Origin of the sequence: Campylobacter sp. CFSAN093227 (assembly GCF_012897855.1) — a bacterium.
Lineage (GTDB): Bacteria > Campylobacterota > Campylobacteria > Campylobacterales > Campylobacteraceae > Campylobacter_D > Campylobacter_D jejuni.
In genome coordinates, this window is sequence record NZ_CP040610.1 from 1697133 (window position 1) to 1714218 (window position 17086).

The 17086-nt window shown below is 31.0% G+C and carries 18 protein-coding genes and 1 pseudogene; 16 read left to right on the forward strand and 3 right to left on the reverse strand.

The window, feature by feature from the left end; all coding sequences use genetic code 11:
* Nucleotides 1-29 precede the first annotated feature (29 nt).
* A complete protein-coding gene (locus FBF06_RS08750) occupies nucleotides 30-2807 on the reverse strand; it encodes an FAD-binding and (Fe-S)-binding domain-containing protein (RefSeq protein ID WP_052796106.1) in 2778 nt (925 codons plus the stop codon).
* A gap of 151 nt (nucleotides 2808-2958) precedes the next feature.
* Here FBF06_RS08750 and cgb point away from each other — a divergent pair, with 151 nt between their 5' ends.
* Nucleotides 2959-3381: a single-domain globin Cgb gene (gene cgb / locus FBF06_RS08755; RefSeq protein ID WP_002858935.1), complete on the forward strand. Its 423-nt coding sequence runs from the start codon at nucleotides 2959-2961 to the stop codon at nucleotides 3379-3381.
* Between the two features lie 19 nt (nucleotides 3382-3400).
* Here the strand turns inward: cgb and FBF06_RS08760 are convergent, their stop codons facing one another.
* On the reverse strand, nucleotides 3401-5032 hold the full coding sequence (locus tag FBF06_RS08760; RefSeq protein ID WP_002870082.1) for a multidrug ABC transporter permease/ATP-binding protein: 1632 nt from the start codon (nucleotides 5030-5032) through the stop codon (nucleotides 3401-3403).
* 49 nt (nucleotides 5033-5081) lie between these two features.
* The gene (locus FBF06_RS08765; RefSeq protein WP_052788760.1) at nucleotides 5082-6377 is read right to left on the reverse strand and encodes an MFS transporter; all 1296 of its coding nucleotides are present in this window, start codon (nucleotides 6375-6377) and stop codon (nucleotides 5082-5084) included.
* 87 nt (nucleotides 6378-6464) lie between these two features.
* Between FBF06_RS08765 and FBF06_RS09910 the strand changes: the two are divergent.
* The 15 genes and pseudogenes from FBF06_RS09910 to hisF all read left to right on the forward strand — a co-directional run bounded on the left by FBF06_RS09910 (nucleotide 6465) and on the right by hisF (nucleotide 17085).
* Nucleotides 6465-7261: pseudogene (locus tag FBF06_RS09910) on the forward strand (MBL fold metallo-hydrolase).
* Nucleotides 7262-7348: 87 nt separating this feature from the next.
* The gene (infA, locus tag FBF06_RS08780) at nucleotides 7349-7567 is read left to right on the forward strand and encodes a translation initiation factor IF-1 (RefSeq protein ID WP_002781436.1); all 219 of its coding nucleotides are present in this window, start codon (nucleotides 7349-7351) and stop codon (nucleotides 7565-7567) included.
* Between the two features lie 171 nt (nucleotides 7568-7738).
* Nucleotides 7739-7852: a 50S ribosomal protein L36 gene (gene rpmJ / locus FBF06_RS08785; protein ID WP_002781429.1), complete on the forward strand. Its 114-nt coding sequence runs from the start codon at nucleotides 7739-7741 to the stop codon at nucleotides 7850-7852.
* A 2-nt stretch (nucleotides 7853-7854) separates the two neighbouring features.
* Nucleotides 7855-8220: a 30S ribosomal protein S13 gene (gene rpsM / locus FBF06_RS08790; RefSeq protein WP_002800121.1), complete on the forward strand. Its 366-nt coding sequence runs from the start codon at nucleotides 7855-7857 to the stop codon at nucleotides 8218-8220.
* 9 nt (nucleotides 8221-8229) lie between these two features.
* Complete coding sequence (gene rpsK / locus FBF06_RS08795; RefSeq protein ID WP_002779544.1) at nucleotides 8230-8622, forward strand: 30S ribosomal protein S11; 393 nt, start codon at nucleotides 8230-8232, stop codon at nucleotides 8620-8622.
* Between the two features lie 29 nt (nucleotides 8623-8651).
* Nucleotides 8652-9278 carry a 30S ribosomal protein S4 gene (gene rpsD / locus FBF06_RS08800; protein ID WP_002902849.1) on the forward strand — a complete coding sequence of 209 codons (627 nt, stop codon included), beginning with the start codon at nucleotides 8652-8654 and terminating at the stop codon, nucleotides 9276-9278.
* A 12-nt stretch (nucleotides 9279-9290) separates the two neighbouring features.
* Nucleotides 9291-10304: a DNA-directed RNA polymerase subunit alpha gene (locus FBF06_RS08805; protein WP_002855748.1), complete on the forward strand. Its 1014-nt coding sequence runs from the start codon at nucleotides 9291-9293 to the stop codon at nucleotides 10302-10304.
* 3 nt (nucleotides 10305-10307) lie between these two features.
* Entirely contained in the window at nucleotides 10308-10661 is a 354-nt protein-coding gene (rplQ, locus tag FBF06_RS08810; RefSeq protein ID WP_002851332.1) for a 50S ribosomal protein L17, read from the forward strand.
* Nucleotides 10662-10833: 172 nt separating this feature from the next.
* Entirely contained in the window at nucleotides 10834-11733 is a 900-nt protein-coding gene (gene hisG, locus FBF06_RS08815) for an ATP phosphoribosyltransferase (RefSeq protein ID WP_002858407.1), read from the forward strand.
* A gap of 7 nt (nucleotides 11734-11740) precedes the next feature.
* A complete protein-coding gene (hisD, locus tag FBF06_RS08820) occupies nucleotides 11741-13027 on the forward strand; it encodes a histidinol dehydrogenase (protein ID WP_002860059.1) in 1287 nt (428 codons plus the stop codon).
* Complete coding sequence (gene hisB, locus FBF06_RS08825) at nucleotides 13024-14082, forward strand: bifunctional histidinol-phosphatase/imidazoleglycerol-phosphate dehydratase HisB (protein WP_002858024.1); 1059 nt, start codon at nucleotides 13024-13026, stop codon at nucleotides 14080-14082. Before hisD ends, hisB begins: the two co-directional genes overlap by 4 nt.
* Nucleotides 14079-14666, forward strand: a complete 588-nt coding sequence (gene hisH / locus FBF06_RS08830) for an imidazole glycerol phosphate synthase subunit HisH (RefSeq protein ID WP_002851270.1) — start codon at nucleotides 14079-14081, stop codon at nucleotides 14664-14666. Before hisB ends, hisH begins: the two co-directional genes overlap by 4 nt.
* A complete protein-coding gene (gene hisA, locus FBF06_RS08835) occupies nucleotides 14663-15394 on the forward strand; it encodes a 1-(5-phosphoribosyl)-5-[(5-phosphoribosylamino)methylideneamino]imidazole-4-carboxamide isomerase (RefSeq protein ID WP_002860060.1) in 732 nt (243 codons plus the stop codon). Before hisH ends, hisA begins: the two co-directional genes overlap by 4 nt.
* Entirely contained in the window at nucleotides 15379-16317 is a 939-nt protein-coding gene (locus tag FBF06_RS08840) for an HTH domain-containing protein (RefSeq protein ID WP_002860061.1), read from the forward strand. The genes hisA and FBF06_RS08840 overlap by 16 nt, the downstream gene beginning before the upstream one ends.
* Nucleotides 16318-17085, forward strand: coding sequence for an imidazole glycerol phosphate synthase subunit HisF (hisF, locus tag FBF06_RS08845; RefSeq protein WP_002860062.1), 768 nt, complete (start codon nucleotides 16318-16320; stop codon nucleotides 17083-17085).
* The last annotated feature ends 1 nt before the right edge of the window (nucleotide 17086 follow it).

Consider the following 17086-nt stretch of genomic DNA (forward strand, 5'->3'; position numbering starts at 1 on the left):
ATTTGCTTTAAATTATGGAGTTTTATTTATCAATTAAATTGCTTCTCACTGCATTCATCCAATAAATACGCTATATGCTGCCAAGATATACCCGTAGCATCGCTTAATCCTATCTCGCAAGTGCTTGATGTACTAAACCCGCGCTTAATATTTGTTTTGGCATAAAATTTTTTAAAGCCCTTTGTAGCATTAATATTTAATTGAGGCTTGAAAAAGCCCTTGTATCCAGCAAACCCGCAACAATAGGTATCATTATCTATTAATACTTTTCCATTCGTGCATAGCTTTGCAAGCTTGATTATATTTTCATTTAAACCAAGCTTTCTAGCAGCACACATGATATATAATCCTACATTCTCATTGATTTTATTAATGCGTAACTTAGGAGAAATAAATTTTAATAAATACTCGCTTAAATCATAAATTTCATACTTTAAATGATCGCTAATTAACTTAGCACTACAAGCACTATGATCTAACACTATGGGCGAGTCTATATTGCTTAAAAAATCATTGATTTTTTGTATATTTTTATCTTGGATATCTTGAAAATTCTCATAAGCCTTACCACAACATAAATCATTGGGTGCATAAATAATGCCTATATTTGCTTTTTTACACAAGCTCTCAAATACTTCTTGCAAACTTCTTTTATCATGCATTTTTTCATTTGGTTTAAAGCTTTTATTAAGACAGCTTGTAAAATAAACCACATTGCAAGCTCTTTTACGACTTTTTAACTCATAATCATTCACCTTAGGCAAATACGCCCTAGTTCTTGGTATAATGCTAAGAAAATTGCTTGCTTTTTCGAGCTTATTATCAAGACTTAAATTATCAAATTTATTTGCGATACTTAATGAAAATTTAGCAATTTTTAGAGTTTTTTCATGATTTTTATATGCTAGATTTCCTAAAATTTTAGATATAAATCCTATATTATTTTTTCTATATTTTAATGAAAAATCAGCAAAATTAATCCCCAAAGGACATGAAAAAGAGCACACCCCACAAGCAGCACAAGAGCTGTCTACTAAATGATTGTAATATTTTTTAATATCCTTTAATTTTGCTTTTGACTCATCATCATTTAAGCTTTCAAGGCGTTTGATCTCTCGTAAGATCGCAATTCTTTGTCTTGGAGTAATTGTATATTCATTTGATGGACAAAATCTTTCGCAAAATCCACATTCCATACAGGTATTTAATTTCTCATCAATCCAACTGGCTTGTTTGATATTTTTCTTATAAATATCTTTATCATCGCTAATGATTACATCGGGATTAAATAAATTATCCTTATCAAAGATACTTTTGATTTTTTTATTGATCAAATAAGCTTGCTTACCCCACTCTACCTCCACAAAAGGTGCCACCATACGCCCTGTGCCGTGTTCAGCTTTTATACTTCCACCATAAGAAGCTACTATATTAGACATTTCTTTAACTAGATTTGAAAAATTATCAAATTCAAGCTTATTGTTTAAATCCGGTGTGATAATAAAATGGATATTGCCTGCTAATGCATGGCCAAAAATGATTCCATTATCACCAAAGCCATATTTATAAAACAATTCTTGAATGCTTTTAATTCCATCGGCTAAATCCTCGATATTAAAACACACATCTTCAGTAATTACCGTTGAACCTGCCTTTCTAAGACTAGCTGCTATAGGCAAGAGTGCTTTTCTAATCTTCCACCATAAATCATATTCGGCCTTATTCTTGCTAAAATATGACTTATAAGCCAGTTTGGAAATTTCTTTTATTTTATTTATATTTTCATCAAGCTTAAGCTCATTACTATGCTCACTTTGGATCAATACACAAGTATTGCCCTCTTTAATATCAGCTAAAATATCTCTTAACTCATCATAAGTTGATGCAGCTTTTAAACTTGCATAGTCCATTATTTCAGCAGAACTTACAAAATCAACTTTAGCAAATTCTTTTATAGTGTTTGCAGCATTATTGATATTATCAAAAAACAATAAAGCACAGGCCTTAAATTCCAAATCATCCAAAACAGCAAGCTTAACTTCGCTTACAAATCCCAAAGTCCCTTCAGAGCCAATAAGCAAGTGTGCTAAAATATCTATTTCATCATCATAATCAACAAAGGCATTAAGGCTATAACCTGTGGTGTTTTTGATTTTAAATTTTTTGATTATTAAATCTTTTAATTCTTTATTGGCATTAATCTCTTCTTTGATCTCTCTAAGTTCATTAATTAATTTTTTATTTTCATCTTTAAATCGAGCCACGCTTAAAGCATCGCTGGTATCAAGCATACTACCATTTGCCAAAATCACCCTAATACTTCTTAAGGTTTTATAGCTATTATCCTTAGTTCCACAGCACATTCCGCTTGAATTGTTATTTATAATCCCTCCAATTAAAGCTGAATTTATAGTAGCTGGATCAGGTCCTATTTTTTTCTTCAAAAAAGCAAGACTTTCATTAGCATGAATGCCTACTACACCGCATCCTAAAGTAATTTCGTTAGCGTCTTTGTTAATTTTTATTTTTTTAAAGGCAAATTTAATCACTACAAGTACTCCATCACAAGAGCTTTGTCCACTTAAACTTGTACCTGCTGCTCTAAATGTTATAGGAGTTTTATAAGTATTTGCTAATTGAATAATTTGCTTAATTTCATCTTCATTTTTAGCAATAATCACTATTTTTGGAATATAAAAATAACACGACGCATCAATGCCATAAGCATAGCATCTAGCATAATCATTAAAAATTCTATCCTTAAAAATATACTTAGCCTCATTATAAAAAGCTTTAAAATTTGCCATAGTCCCTCTTTTTAATTTATTATCAATTATATAATTTAATAATTTAAAGATAATTTTAAATTTATATTTTTGAGCATAATTTTAACACAAGTCAATTTTTTTCTCCTTTTTAAGATATAAAATATCTCTTTTACAACAAAAAGGAGAAATTATGACAAAAGAACAAATTCAAATCATCAAAGATTGTGTGCCTATTTTGCAAAAAAATGGAGAAGATTTAACCAATGAGTTTTATAAAATAATGTTTAATGATTATCCTGAGGTAAAACCTATGTTTAATATGGAAAAACAAATTTCAGGAGAACAACCAAAAGCTTTAGCGATGGCGATTTTAATGGCAGCTAAAAATATAGAAAATTTAGAAAATATGAGAAACTTTGTTGATAAAGTTGCCATAACTCATGTTAATTTAGGGGTTAAAGAAGAGCATTATCCTATAGTTGGAGCTTGCCTTTTAAAAGCTATTAAAAATCTTTTAAATCCTGACGAAGCTACTCTTAAAGCTTGGGAAGTTGCTTATGGAAAAATTGCTGAATTTTATATCAATATAGAAAAAAAGCTCTATGATAAATAATATAAGCCCATTTTGGGCTTTAATCAAATTTTTCTACTAAATTTTTAGCTAATTCCTTTATATTCTCACCCTTTAATTCGCTGATTTCACCATTTTGAGCCAAGAAAATTCTATCAGCACTATCAAAATATGCATCATCATGTGTGATAGCAAAGATTGTTTTACCTTGCTCTTTTAGCAAAGGTAAAAGTTTTTTATAAAAAAATCTTCTAAAAACAGGATCTTGATCAGCCGCCCATTCATCAAGCACTAAAATATCCCTTTCTTCAAGCAAGGCTATAAGCATAGCTAAACGCTTTTTTTGCCCTGTAGAAAGTTTGGTTAAGGTCAGTTCATTATCTTTGACACTTGTTTTATCTTTAAGTTCTAAAAACTCCAACCAAAAAGCAATTTTTTCTTCGCTTGCAAAATTTTCTTTATTTAAGGTTTTAGTAAAAAGATGAAAATCGCTAAAAACAGCAGAAATAAGAGATCTATACTCATCTAAATTTTTATCATCTATAAGCGTATCATCAACATAAATTCCGCCTTTGCTTGGCTTAAAAAGTCCTGTCAAAAGCATACAAAAAGTGGATTTACCACTTCCATTTTTACCTATTAAAAATACCAATTCACCTTTTTTAAGTTCTATATTTACAGGATTTAAATGAAAATTTTCTTCATAAGCAAATTGAGTATTTCTAAAAGAAATTTTTTTCCATTCACTGATATAATGTGTTTTTTTAAAACCTTCTATATAATCATCTAATTCCAATTTTGCGATCTTATCCAAAGCGATTTTTGCCAAAAGCAAAGTAGGAAAAGATCCTATCATAGATACTAAAGGGGTTCGTAAAAACAAAATAGAAAGAGCTATAGTTGTAGCATCTGCAACACTTGCCCATTCAAATTTTAAAGCTAAGTAAAACTCTACACCCACTAAAGCCAAAAGAGTTACATTTGTCCAGTTGTTTGAGAGATTGTTAAAAAGATTACCTAAAGTACTATTTTTCTTTTTCAATCTTGCATTATTTTCAAATTCATCTTCATAATAAAGCTTAGCTCTATCACGATTGATCAAAAGTTCTTTATGTCCATCTAGTATATTTTGGTAATTATTTTGCAAAGCATCATCATTTTCCCTTGCCTTTCTAAAATACTGATATACTTTCATCATCAAAAAATTATTAGTAATAAAAATAACCATAATCCATACCACACACAAAGCAAAAATTTGTGGTGAAAGATAACATAAATAAACACTAGTGCATAAAATCAATATACTTGATTGTAAAAAATCAGGCAATCTTAAAAGCCCAAAAGATATATTTCTCACATCACTTCCCAAAGAAGCTAAAATTCTAGCCTTACCTACTTTAGCGACTCTTAACAAAGGGGTGTCTAAGATCTGCTTTACTACGCGCCTTTGCATTTTAAAAATAAAATTTTGTCCAAAAATACTAAGTCCAAGTTCAACTATGGTAGAACTTATAAAAAAAATCAAAAGCAAAACAATAAAATAAAAAATAGGAATGTTTTGTGCATTTTTAAGCAAATAATCATTGATAAAAACAAGAGTTAAAACTCCAACAGCGCTTGTAATAAAAGAAAAAAGCAAAAAAGAAATCAACTTTAATTTATTTTGCTTAAGTAATTCCATAATAAAAGGCATTTATAAACTCCAAAATATAATTTTAATTATAACATTTTAAGAGTGATTATCAAAATTTTATTTTATCTTTTACTATAAAAACAGCACAAATAGCCAATAACGCTAAAAAAATCATATATATACTCATACCATATAAAAATGGATTTTCATTTTTACTCGCAAGTGTATTAAGCCAAAAAACGAGTTGCGGAGTAATACCGCCTGAAATTGCATAAGCAATATTATAAGAAAAAGAAATTCCTGAAAATCTTATTTTAGCTCTAAAAACTTCACTCATTAAAATAGGTGCGAACACATTAATCCCACCTAAAAAACAAACAATCGAATACAAAATACACACCAAAACCAAATTTTTAAGCTCATATAAAGCATAAAAATATAAAAAAGAAAAAAATACAAAAGTTAAAGAAAAGAAAATGCAAATTTTAAATAAACCAAATTTATCTACAAGATAACCCATAAAAGCCCCGCCTAAAGCTATTCCCAAAATTCCTAATATCTGTAAATAACTTCCTTCAACCCCACTTAAATTTAAAATACTAGGCATAAATTTAGGCATTAATAAAACAAGCACAATAACACAACCTGTTAAAACCCAAGTCATCATCATTGATGAAAATAAATTTTTTACAATATCCTTTTCTTTAAATAAATCTTTAAGTGGAAAAGAACTAAGCGATGATTCTTTTTTCATTTGTTTAAAAACAGGAGTTTCTTGCAAAAATCTACGCAAATAAATAGAAATAATCCCAAAAATTCCACCTACAAAAAAAGCAATACGCCATGCATAAGTAGCAATTTCTTCTATACTAAAAAAAGCATTAATGATTAAAAATACTATACTTCCCAACAAAATTCCTAAAGCCATAGCTGAATTTAAACAGCTTAAAAAGAAAGCTTTTTGTTTTTCTTGACAATGTTCTCTTACAAAAACCCAAGCTCCAGGCAATTCTCCACCTATAGCTATGCCTTGAAAAATTCTTATAAGTATCAATAAAACAGGAGCTAAAAACCCAAGAGTTTCATAACCTGGAATAAAAGCCAAGACAAAGGTAGGAAGAACCATTAGTAAAATACTTAGCATAAACATATTTTTACGCCCAAATTTATCTCCAAAATGTGCCATAACTATACCACCTAAAGGACGTGCTAAATATCCAGCTGCAAATGCTCCATAAGTATTTAATAAAGCCCAAAATTCACTCATACCTTTAGGAAAAAATACATTGGCTATATATTCAGCAAAAAAGACAAAAATAATAAAATCATAAAATTCTAAAGTTCCTCCTAGTGAAGAAAGTCCTAAGATCTTAATTTCCTTTGTTCCAAATTTTGATTTTCTCATTGATTAATTACCTTAAATTTTAAAAACATTGTTTTTATTATACTATAATCATTTCCAAAATATTATCTAAAAAATTTAAGGATAAATATGTTTAATTTTATAACCACCCTTTTAAAAACCAATCTTTATTTTTTAGAAGAAAAAACCACAAGCAAAAGTTCAAATCAAACCCATATAATCTCGCTTAAACAATCTGATGATGAATTTTTAAATTTATTATTTTCTTTTTTAGTGCCACAAAACGATGAAGATAAGAATTTTATAGAAAAAACTCGCACAAAAATCAAAAGAAATGAGCATAATATTGCTCTGATAAAAAATCCAAATTTTAATGCTTTAATAGACACAGGGTTTTTAGATACTATTGATACATTAAAGAAAAATTACATATCCACAAAACCGATTTTAAAGATATCACTCATATTATCTTAACACATGCACATCCTGATCATATAGGAGCTTTAATGAGCGAAGAAAATCTTTTTCCAAAAGCTCAAATTTTAATCGATAAAAAAGAATATGATTTTTGGATCAAAAGTGATAGACAAGAAATTAAAAACACCTTGCTTAAACTTAAAAATATAGAATTTATTAACCACTCTAAAGATTTGATCTTTCAAAATTCAGGCATTAAAGCCATACCTGCTTACGGGCATACCCCAGGTCAAAATGCTATCATAATTGATGATAAAATAGTCTTTTGGGGAGATTTACTTCATCTTTATGATATACAAATCCCAAAACCTAAAATCGCTATAAAATTTGATATAGATCAAAATGAGGCTATACAAACAAGGGAAAAACTACTTAAAGAATTTAAAGAAAGAAAACTCAAAGTTATAGGGACTCATGCATCTTTTATCGAACCTGAATTTTTAGATTAATTACTTAAAAATTACTAAAAATTAAGTAAAAATTTTAATAATTTTTGCTAAAATTATAGCCTTTTTATTTCATGAAAGGAGAAAATTTTGGCAAAAGATGATGTAATTGAAATTGATGGCACTGTACTTGAAGCATTGCCTAATGCAAATTTCAAGGTTGAACTTGACAACAAACATGTAATTTTATGTCATATTGCAGGAAAAATGCGTATGCATTATATAAGAATAATGCCAGGTGATAAAGTAAAAGTAGAACTTACACCTTATAGCCTTGATAAAGGGCGTATAACTTTTAGATATAAATAATCTAAGTTATTTAAAAGCTAATTTTAGATAAAATTAGAGTTTTTGCGGCAAATTACATCGAACTATATGAAGAAGTATTTTTAAAATCCACCACTTATTTTGAAAATAGTTGGTTATTCATAAAACCTGATGTAGTCGTAAATCAAGTGGAATTCATTCAAGGAGACGCTCATGAAAGTGAGACCATCGGTTAAAAAGATGTGCGACAAGTGCAAAGTAGTTCGCCGTAAAGGCGTGGTTCGCATTATTTGCGAAAATCCAAAACATAAACAAAGACAAGGATAAACATGGCTCGTATTGCAGGTGTGGATTTACCAAAGAAAAAAAGAATTGAGTATGGACTAACCTATATTTATGGTATAGGACTTTTCACTTCAAGAAAAATTCTAGATAAAGTAGGAATTTCTTATGATAAAAGAGTTCATGAGTTAAGTGAAGATGAAGCAGCAGCTATCCGTAAAGAAATTCAAGAAAACTATATGGTTGAAGGGGATTTGAGAAAACAAGTTGCTATGGATATTAAAGCACTTATGGATTTAGGAAGCTTTAGAGGCTTAAGACACAGAAAAGGCTTACCAGTTCGCGGACAAAAAACAAAAACAAACGCAAGAACTAGAAAAGGTAAGAGAAAAACTGTTGGTGCAAAATCATAAGGATAAATCATGGCAAAAAGAAAAATCGTAAAGAAAAAAGTAGTTAAAAAAAATATAGCAAAAGGTATTGTTTATATCAGTGCGACTTTTAACAATACTATGGTTACAGTGACTGATGAAATGGGAAATGCTATCGCTTGGAGTAGTGCAGGTGGTTTAGGATTTAAAGGTTCTAAAAAATCAACTCCTTATGCAGCACAACAAGCAGTAGAAGACGCTTTAAATAAAGCAAAAGAACACGGAATTAAAGAAGTAGGCATTAAAGTACAAGGACCAGGAAGCGGTAGAGAAACTGCTGTTAAAAGTGTAGGTGCTATGGAAGGAATCAAAGTAACTTTCTTAAAAGATATTACTCCATTAGCTCATAATGGTTGCAGACCGCCTAAGCGTCGTCGTGTCTAAGATATAAGAAAAAATTAGGAGAATTAATTATGGCAAGATATAGAGGACCAGTAGAAAAATTAGAAAGACGCTTTGGTGTTAGCTTAGCATTAAAAGGAGAAAGAAGACTAGCCGGAAAAAGCGCATTAGATAAACGCCCTTATGCACCAGGACAACACGGAGCAAGAAAAGGTAAAATCAGTGAATACGGACTCCAATTAAGAGAAAAACAAAAAGCTAAATTTATGTATGGAGTAAGTGAAAAACAATTCAGAAGACTTTTTGCAGAAGCTGCTAGAAGAGATGGCAATACAGGGGTTTTACTTATCCAACTTTTAGAGCAAAGACTTGACAATGTAGTTTATAGAATGGGCTTTGCTACAACTCGTCGTTTTGCAAGACAACTTGTAACTCATGGACACATTTTAGTAAATGGAAAAAGAGTAGATATCCCTAGCTTTAGAGTAGAAGCAGGAGCAAAAATCGAAGTAATAGAAAAAAGCAAAAATAATCCTCAAATCACAAGGGCGATCGAGCTTACTGCTCAAACAGGTATCGTTGCTTGGGTAGATGTGGAAAAAGATAAAAGATTTGGAATTTTCACTAGAAAACCTGAAAGAGAAGAAGTTGTCATTCCGGTTGAGGAAAGATTTATCGTTGAGCTTTACTCTAAGTAATAGGGGCTAAATATGAGAAATATTACAACATCTGCTTATACGCCAACAGAATTTACAATAGAAAACATTAGTGATACTGTGGCTAAAATCAGTGCTTGGCCTTTTGAGATCGGCTATGGAATCACCCTAGCCCATCCTTTACGCCGTTTGCTTTACACTAGCACCATAGGATATGCTCCAACTGCGATCCATATTGATGGCGTAGCTCATGAATTTGATAGCATGCGTGGTATGCTTGAAGATGTAGCACTTTTTATCATTAATCTAAAAAAACTACGCTTTAAAATTAAAGGCGAATCAAATAAAGAAATAGTAGAATTTAGCTTTAAAGGCTCAAAAGAAATTTACGGCAAAGATCTAAATAATGATCAAGTAGAAGTAGTAAACAAAGACGCCTATCTAGCAACTATCAACGAAGATGCTGAACTCAAATTCACATTGATCGTTGAAAAAGGTATTGGCTATGTACCAAGCGAAGAAATTAAAGAGCTTATAAATGATCCTAAATTTATAGCTTTAGATGCTTTCTTTACACCTGTAAGAGAAGCAACCTATGATATTGAAAAAGTTTTGTTTGAAGATAATCCTGATTATGAAAAAGTGGTTTTAACCGTAACAACTGATGGACAAATCACTCCAAATGAAGCTTTTCAAAATGCTCTAGAAGCTATGTATAAACAATTATCAGTATTTGATAAAATCACCAATGTTAGAAGCGTAATTAAAAATCAAGCAACAAGCAATGAACTAGAAAATACTAAATTATTGCAAAACATTACAGATTTAAATTTAAGTGCTAGAAGTTATAATTGTCTTGAAAAAGCAGGAGTAGTTTACATAGGCGAGCTTGCTTTGATGAGTGTAAGTGAACTTGCAGGGCTTAAAAATTTAGGTAAAAAATCTCTTGATGAAATTAAAAACATCATGGAAAGCATAGGTTTTCCTGTGGGAACTTCTAAGCTTAGCGATAATAAAGAAATACTTAAAAATAAAATCGCAGAATTAAAAGCACAAAACGAAGGATAAAGAATGAGACATAAACATGGATATAGAAAACTTGGCAGAACTTCATCTCATCGTGCTGCCTTATTAAAAAATTTAACTATAGCTTTAGTAAATAGCGGAAAAATCGAAACTACTCTACCAAAAGCTAAAGAATTAAGAGGTTATGTAGAAAGATTGATTACTAGAGCAAGACTTGGAGATTTTAACGCTCATAGAGCAGTTTTTGCTTCATTGCAAGATAAAAACGCTACTAATAAATTAGTGACTGAAATTGCTCCAAAATTCAAAGATCGCAATGGTGGATATACAAGAATCATCAAAACAAGAATTCGCCGTGGTGATGCTGCTGAAATGGCTTTCATCGAATTTGTAGCTTAATCAAATCCTAGCTTTTGCTAGGATTAATACTTCAATTAAATACCTTAAAAATAAAAAGTTTTAAATAATTATTTTAAATAAAATTAAATTTATTTATTTTCTAAAACCCTTGCTAAAAATTCAACTACTTATGCTAATATAAGTTTTTAATTTTTAATTTCAAGGATATGTTATGCAAGAAAACACTCGTTTACGCATTGCGATACAAAAATCAGGTAGACTTTCAAAAGAATCCATAGAGCTTCTTTCAGAATGTGGTGTTAAAATGCATATCCATGAACAAAGCTTGATCGCTTTTTCTACAAATTTACCCATAGATATTTTACGCGTTAGAGATGATGATATCCCTGGGCTTATTTTTGATGGGGTTGTAGATTTAGGCATTATAGGGGAAAATGTTTTAGAAGAAAATGAACTTGAACGCCAGTCTTTAGGAGAAAATCCAAGCTATAAGCTTTTAAAAAAGCTAGATTTTGGATATTGCCGTCTTTCTCTTGCCTTACCTCAAGAAAATAAATTTCAAAATTTGAAAGATTTTGAAGGCTTAAGGATAGCTACTTCTTATCCACAACTTTTAAAGCGTTTTATGAAAGAAAATGGGATTAATTATAAAAATTGTACGCTTACAGGTTCTGTTGAAGTAGCCCCTAGGGCAAATTTAGCCGATGCGATTTGCGATCTTGTTTCAAGCGGGGCAACTTTACAAGCAAACAATCTTAAAGAAGTTAAAGTCATTTATGAATCTCGTGCTTGTTTGATTCAAAAAGAAAATGCTTTAAGTAAAGAAAAACAAGCCTTAGTGGATAAAATTATGTTGCGTGTAGCAGGAGTAATGCAAGCAAGAGAATCTAAATACATTATGCTTCATGCTCCAAAAGAAAAACTTGATAAAATTCAAGCCCTACTTCCAGGAGTTGAAAGACCGACTATCTTACCTTTAGCACACGATGAAAAAAATGTAGCTTTACATATGGTAAGTAAAGAAAATCTTTTTTGGGAAACCATGGAGGCTTTAAAAGAAGAAGGTGCGAGTTCGATTTTAGTTCTGCCTATAGAAAAAATGTTAAAGTGAGTAAAAAATGCAAATTTTAGTATATGATAATTTGGATGAAAAACAAAAAGAAGAAGCGTTAAAACGCCCTGCTATAAGTGCGAAAGATGAAATTTCAAAAATAGTAAGTTCTATCATTAAAGAAGTGCAAGAAAAAGGCGATGAAGCTTTGATAGAACAAGCTTTGAAATTTGATAAGGCTGAAATTTCAAAGATTAAAATCACTCAAGAAGAAATCACTCAAGCAAGCAATCGTTTAGATAAAGATTTACAAGAAGCTATTTTAGTGGCTTATGAAAATATCAAAAAATTTCACGAAGCCCAAATCCCACATGAAATCGCTCTTGAAACTACAAAAGGCGTTAAATGTGAAGTTTTAACACGCCCTATAGAAAAAGTAGGACTTTACATACCAGGGGGTTTGGCACCTTTGTTTTCAACGGTTTTAATGCTAGCTATTCCTGCAAAAATTGCAGGTTGTGAAAAAATCGTTTTAGCAAGTCCTGCAAAAATCAATGATGCTGTGCTTTTTTGTGCTAAGCTTTGTGGCGTGGATGAAATTTATCAAATGGGCGGTGCAGGAGCTATAGCAGCTTTGGCTTACGGTACCCAAAGTGTTTTAAAGGTGGATAAAATTTTTGGCCCAGGAAATGCCTTTGTAACCGAAGCAAAACGCCAAGTAAGTAGTGATATAAACGGAGCAGCTATTGATATGCAAGCAGGACCTAGTGAAGTTTTAGTCATAGCTGATGATTTAGCTAATGAAAAATTTGTAGCTAGTGATTTGCTTTCACAAGCTGAACATGGTGCAGATTCTCAAGTGATTTTAGTGTGTTTAAGTCAAGATTTTACTAAAAAAGCAAGTGATGAAGTCCAAAGTCAATTAGAACTTTTGCCTCGCAAAGAACTTGCAAGCAAAAGCATTGCTAATTCACGCATTATCATAGCTAAAGATTTAAATCAAGCCTTAGAAATTTCAAATCTTTACGCCCCTGAACATTTGATCATACAAACTCAAAATCCACGAGAACTTTTAAAAGGTGTAAAACACGCAGGATCAGTATTTTTAGGAGCTTATTCCCCAGAGTCTATGGGTGATTATGCAAGTGGGACAAATCATGTTTTACCTACTTATGGACTTACTAAAACGCATTCTAGTTTAGGTTTGGCAGATTTTAGTAAAAGAATGACCGTTCAAGAGTTAAGTAAAGAAGGTTTTTTAGCTTTAGGTAAAAGTGTTGAAATTTTAGCACAAAATGAGCATTTAGACGCGCACAAAAATGCAGTAACTTTTCGTTTAGAAAGCTTAAAATGAGTCAAAAAATCCTTTTTATAGATAGAGATGGCACTTTAATAGAGGAGCCAAAAAGCGATTTTCAAATCGATACTCTTGAAAAATTGCGTTTTGAAAAAGATGCTATTCCCACTCTTTTAAAACTAAAAAAATTTGGATTTAAATTTGTTATGGTAAGCAATCAAGACGGTCTTGGAACACCAAGTTTTCCAAAGGAAAATTTTGAAATCGCTCATGAAAAAATGCTTGATATTTTAAAAAGTTGCGGTATAGAATTTCAAGATATTTTTATTTGTCCGCATTTTGAAAATGAAAATTGTGCTTGCAGAAAACCTAAAACCGCTATGTTAGAAGAGTATATCAAACACGAACTTTATGATAAGGAGCAAAGTTTTGTTATAGGAGATCGTGAAAGTGATATGATCTTGGCTTCAAATTTAGGCGTGCGTGGTTTAAAATACGGCGAACTTTCTTGGAAAGAAATAGAAAATGAAATTTTAAGTTCTTTTAGAAGCGCGAGCTATCAAAGAACTACTAAAGAAACAGATATAAAAGTAAAGGTATGCTTAAATGGGGGTAAGGTTAGCATTAAAACAGGTATTGATTTTTTTGATCACATGTTAGAGCAAATCGCTGTACATGGAGGTATAGGGCTTGAAATTTCTTGTAAAGGAGATTTGGAAATCGATGAGCATCATAGCGTTGAAGATGTAGCCTTAGCACTTGGAGCTTGTATCAAAAAAGCTTTAGGGGATAAAATCGGCATTGCAAGATATGGTTTTGCTTTACCTATGGATGAGTGTTTGGCAAGTTGTGCGATGGATTTTTGCAATCGTCCCCATTTAGTCTATAAAGCCAAATTTAAAAAATCTCATTTAGGGGCTTTAAGCACAGAAATGATCGAGCACTTTTTTTATTCTTTAAGCTATGCTATGGGCGTGAGTTTGCATTTAAAAGTTAAAGGCAAAAACGATCATCATAAAGCCGAAGGGCTTTTTAAAGCCTTTGCAAAAGCTTTGAAAATGGCAGTAAAAATAGAAAGTGAAAATTTAGCCAGCTCTAAAGGAGTGATATGAAAATCATCATCATCGATACAGCCTGTGCGAATTTAGCATCTTTGAAATTTTGTCTAGATAGATTAGGTTTTAATGCAACTATCAGTAGGGATTTAAAAGAACTTGAAAGTGCGGATAAGCTTTTTTTACCTGGAGTGGGTACCGCAAAAGAAGCAATGAAAAATTTAGAACAATTTAATCTTATTGATTTTATTCAAAATACCAAAAAACCTTTGCTTGGTATTTGTTTAGGTATGCAAATTTTAGGAAATTTTTCTGAAGAATTAAATCAAGAAACCTTAAAACTCATAGATTTTACAACTCAAAAATTTAAAGCTAAAGAAGGCTTTACTTTTCCACATATGGGATGGAATGAAGTTTATAGCTCTCATGCTTTGTTTAAAGGCTTAGAAGGGGCTTATTTTTATTTTGTGCATAGTTATTGTGTAGGACTTGGGAAATACACTATAGCAGATTGTGAGTATTCGCAAAAATTTAGCGCAAGCGTAATGAAAGATAATTTTTACGGAGTGCAATTTCACCCTGAAAGAAGTAGCGAGGCTGGGGAAATTTTAATTTCAAATTTTATTAAGGATATAGGATGACTCAAATCATACCCGCACTCGATCTTATAGATGGCGAAGTGGTGCGTCTTGTAAAAGGGGATTACGAACAAAAAAAAGTATATAAATACAATCCCTTAAAGAAATTTAAAGAATACGAAAAAGCAGGAGCGAAAGAACTTCATCTTGTAGATCTTACAGGTGCAAAAGATCCTAGCAAAAGACAATTTGCTTTGATAGAAAAATTAGCCAAAGAAGTCAGTGTCAATTTGCAAGTAGGTGGAGGTATACGCTCTAAAGCAGAAGTTAGAGCTTTGCTTGATTGTGGAGTAAAAAGAGTAGTTATAGGATCTATGGCAATTAAAGATGCGACTTTATGTCTTGAAATTTTAAAAGAATTTGGTAGTGAAGCTATAGTTTTAGCCTTAGATACGATTTTAAAAGAAGATTATGTTGTGGCTGTAAATGCTTGGCAAGAAGCAAGCGATAAAAAGCTTATGGAAGTTTTAGATTTTTATAGCAATAAAGGCTTAAAACACATACTTTGCACAGATATTTCAAAAGATGGCACCATGCAAGGAGTAAATGCAAGACTTTATAAACTTATCCATGAAATTTTTCCTCATATTTGCATTCAGGCAAGTGGTGGAGTAGCAAGCTTAAAAGACCTTGAAAACTTAAAAGGAATTTGTAGTGGGGTTATCGTAGGAAAAGCTTTATTAGACGGAGTTTTTAGTGTAGAAGAAGGGATAAGATGTCTGGAAAATTGACCTATAAAGAATTAATTATAGAAGTTTTAAAACAAACTAAAAAGCCTTTAAATGTGAGTGAAATTTGGCAAAAAGCTCTTGAAAAAGGCTTAGATAAAAAGCTTTCTAGTATAGGACAAACACCCACTCAAACAATTTGGAATAGGTTGCTTACAGATAAAATTAACTTTCTTAAAACCTCAATAAAACCTACAACTTTTTGGCTAAAAGAAAGAGAAAATGAACTTTTAAAGCTTGATAATAAAAATGAAATTACCAATGAAAAACAAGAAAAAAATAAATTTCATGAAAGAGATTTACACCCCTTGCTTGTAAAATTTTTATATGAAAATTTAGATTTTAATTTAAATTGCAAAACAATTTATCACGAACAAAGCAAAAAGGGTAAGGGCGGGGAAGATAAGTGGAATTATCCTGATATTGTAGGGGTTTATTTTCCTTATGATGATTATGAAAAAGAGACCATAACACTTTTAGAAAATATCAAACAAAATAGTTATAAGCTTTTTTCTTTTGAACTTAAAATTGCTTTAAATTTTTCAAATTTAAAAGAATGCTATTTTCAAGCTGTAAGCAATTCTAGCTGGGCAAATGAAGGCTATTTGGTTGTTTTACAAGAAATTGATAGCGAAGTTTTAAGTGAGTTAAGACGCTTAAATCAAAGTTTTGGCATAGGAGTGATAAAACTTGAAAAAGATATTTCAAATTCTCAAATTTTAATTAGTGCAAAAGAAAAAGAACTTGATATTCAAACACTAAATATGCTGATCAATAAAAATCCAAATTTTAAAGAATTTATTGATGATATAAACAAACAAATTAAAGTGGGCAAAGAAGCAAAAATTCAAGCTAATTTTGATGAAATTAAAAGCGATGAAGAAATGGAAAAATATCTTAAAGAAAAATGTATTTTGGAGAAATAAATGCTTACAAAACGCATAATTGCATGTTTAGATGTCAAAGATGGCAGAGTAGTAAAAGGAACACAATTTAAAAACCATAAAGATATGGGAGATATCATAGAGCTTGCTAGGTATTATTCTCAAAATGGTATTGATGAGCTTGTTTTTTATGATATTGCTGCAAGTGCTAGAAAAGAACGCATATCAAGAGAATGGGTAAGTGAAGTAGCAAAAAATATCAATATTCCTTTTTGTGTTGCAGGGGGTATTAAAAGCGAAGAAGATGCAGCTGAACTTTTGGCTAATGGGGCAGATAAAATTTCTATCAATTCTCCTGCTTTAAATGATCCAAGCCTAATCACACGCCTTGCTAAAAGCTTTGGCGTGCAATGCGTAGTAGTAGGGATTGATAGTTTTAAAGATGAAAATGGAAATTTAAAAGTATTTCAATACACAGGGGATGAAAAAACAAGTAAACATAGTGGAAAAAGCACTTTAGAATGGGTTAAAAAAGTGCAAGATCTAGGTGCAGGCGAAATTGTTTTAAATATGATGAATCAAGATGGTGTTAAAAATGGCTATGATTTAGAACAATTAGAAGCTGTATATAAAATTTGTAAAGTACCTTTGATCGCAAGTGGGGGAGCGGGAAAAATGGAACATTTTTTAGAAGCTTTTAAACTAGGTATAGATGGGGCTTTAGCTGCTTCTGTTTTTCATCAAAAACTTATAGACATTAAAGAATTAAAAATTTATCTTAAAAATCAAGGCTTAAGTATAAGGATATAAT

Bases quoted from the DNA above. Each gene is read 5' to 3' on its own strand.
- cgb (WP_002858935.1), top strand. From the start codon at position 2,959: ATGACAAAAGAACAAATTCAAATCATCAAAGATTGTGTGCCTATTTTG.
- FBF06_RS08760 (WP_002870082.1), bottom strand. From the start codon at position 5,032: ATGCCTTTTATTATGGAATTACTTAAGCAAAATAAATTAAAGTTGATT.
- FBF06_RS08750 (WP_052796106.1), bottom strand. From the start codon at position 2,807: ATGGCAAATTTTAAAGCTTTTTATAATGAGGCTAAGTATATTTTTAAG.
- rpsD (WP_002902849.1), top strand. From the start codon at position 8,652: ATGGCAAGATATAGAGGACCAGTAGAAAAATTAGAAAGACGCTTTGGT.
- hisF (WP_002860062.1), top strand. From the start codon at position 16,318: ATGCTTACAAAACGCATAATTGCATGTTTAGATGTCAAAGATGGCAGA.
- hisH (WP_002851270.1), top strand. From the start codon at position 14,079: ATGAAAATCATCATCATCGATACAGCCTGTGCGAATTTAGCATCTTTG.
- hisD (WP_002860059.1), top strand. From the start codon at position 11,741: ATGCAAATTTTAGTATATGATAATTTGGATGAAAAACAAAAAGAAGAA.
- rplQ (WP_002851332.1), top strand. From the start codon at position 10,308: ATGAGACATAAACATGGATATAGAAAACTTGGCAGAACTTCATCTCAT.
- FBF06_RS08840 (WP_002860061.1), top strand. From the start codon at position 15,379: ATGTCTGGAAAATTGACCTATAAAGAATTAATTATAGAAGTTTTAAAA.
- rpmJ (WP_002781429.1), top strand. From the start codon at position 7,739: ATGAAAGTGAGACCATCGGTTAAAAAGATGTGCGACAAGTGCAAAGTA.
- rpsK (WP_002779544.1), top strand. From the start codon at position 8,230: ATGGCAAAAAGAAAAATCGTAAAGAAAAAAGTAGTTAAAAAAAATATA.
- hisB (WP_002858024.1), top strand. From the start codon at position 13,024: ATGAGTCAAAAAATCCTTTTTATAGATAGAGATGGCACTTTAATAGAG.
- FBF06_RS08805 (WP_002855748.1), top strand. From the start codon at position 9,291: ATGAGAAATATTACAACATCTGCTTATACGCCAACAGAATTTACAATA.
- hisG (WP_002858407.1), top strand. From the start codon at position 10,834: ATGCAAGAAAACACTCGTTTACGCATTGCGATACAAAAATCAGGTAGA.
- rpsM (WP_002800121.1), top strand. From the start codon at position 7,855: ATGGCTCGTATTGCAGGTGTGGATTTACCAAAGAAAAAAAGAATTGAG.
- FBF06_RS08765 (WP_052788760.1), bottom strand. From the start codon at position 6,377: ATGAGAAAATCAAAATTTGGAACAAAGGAAATTAAGATCTTAGGACTT.
- hisA (WP_002860060.1), top strand. From the start codon at position 14,663: ATGACTCAAATCATACCCGCACTCGATCTTATAGATGGCGAAGTGGTG.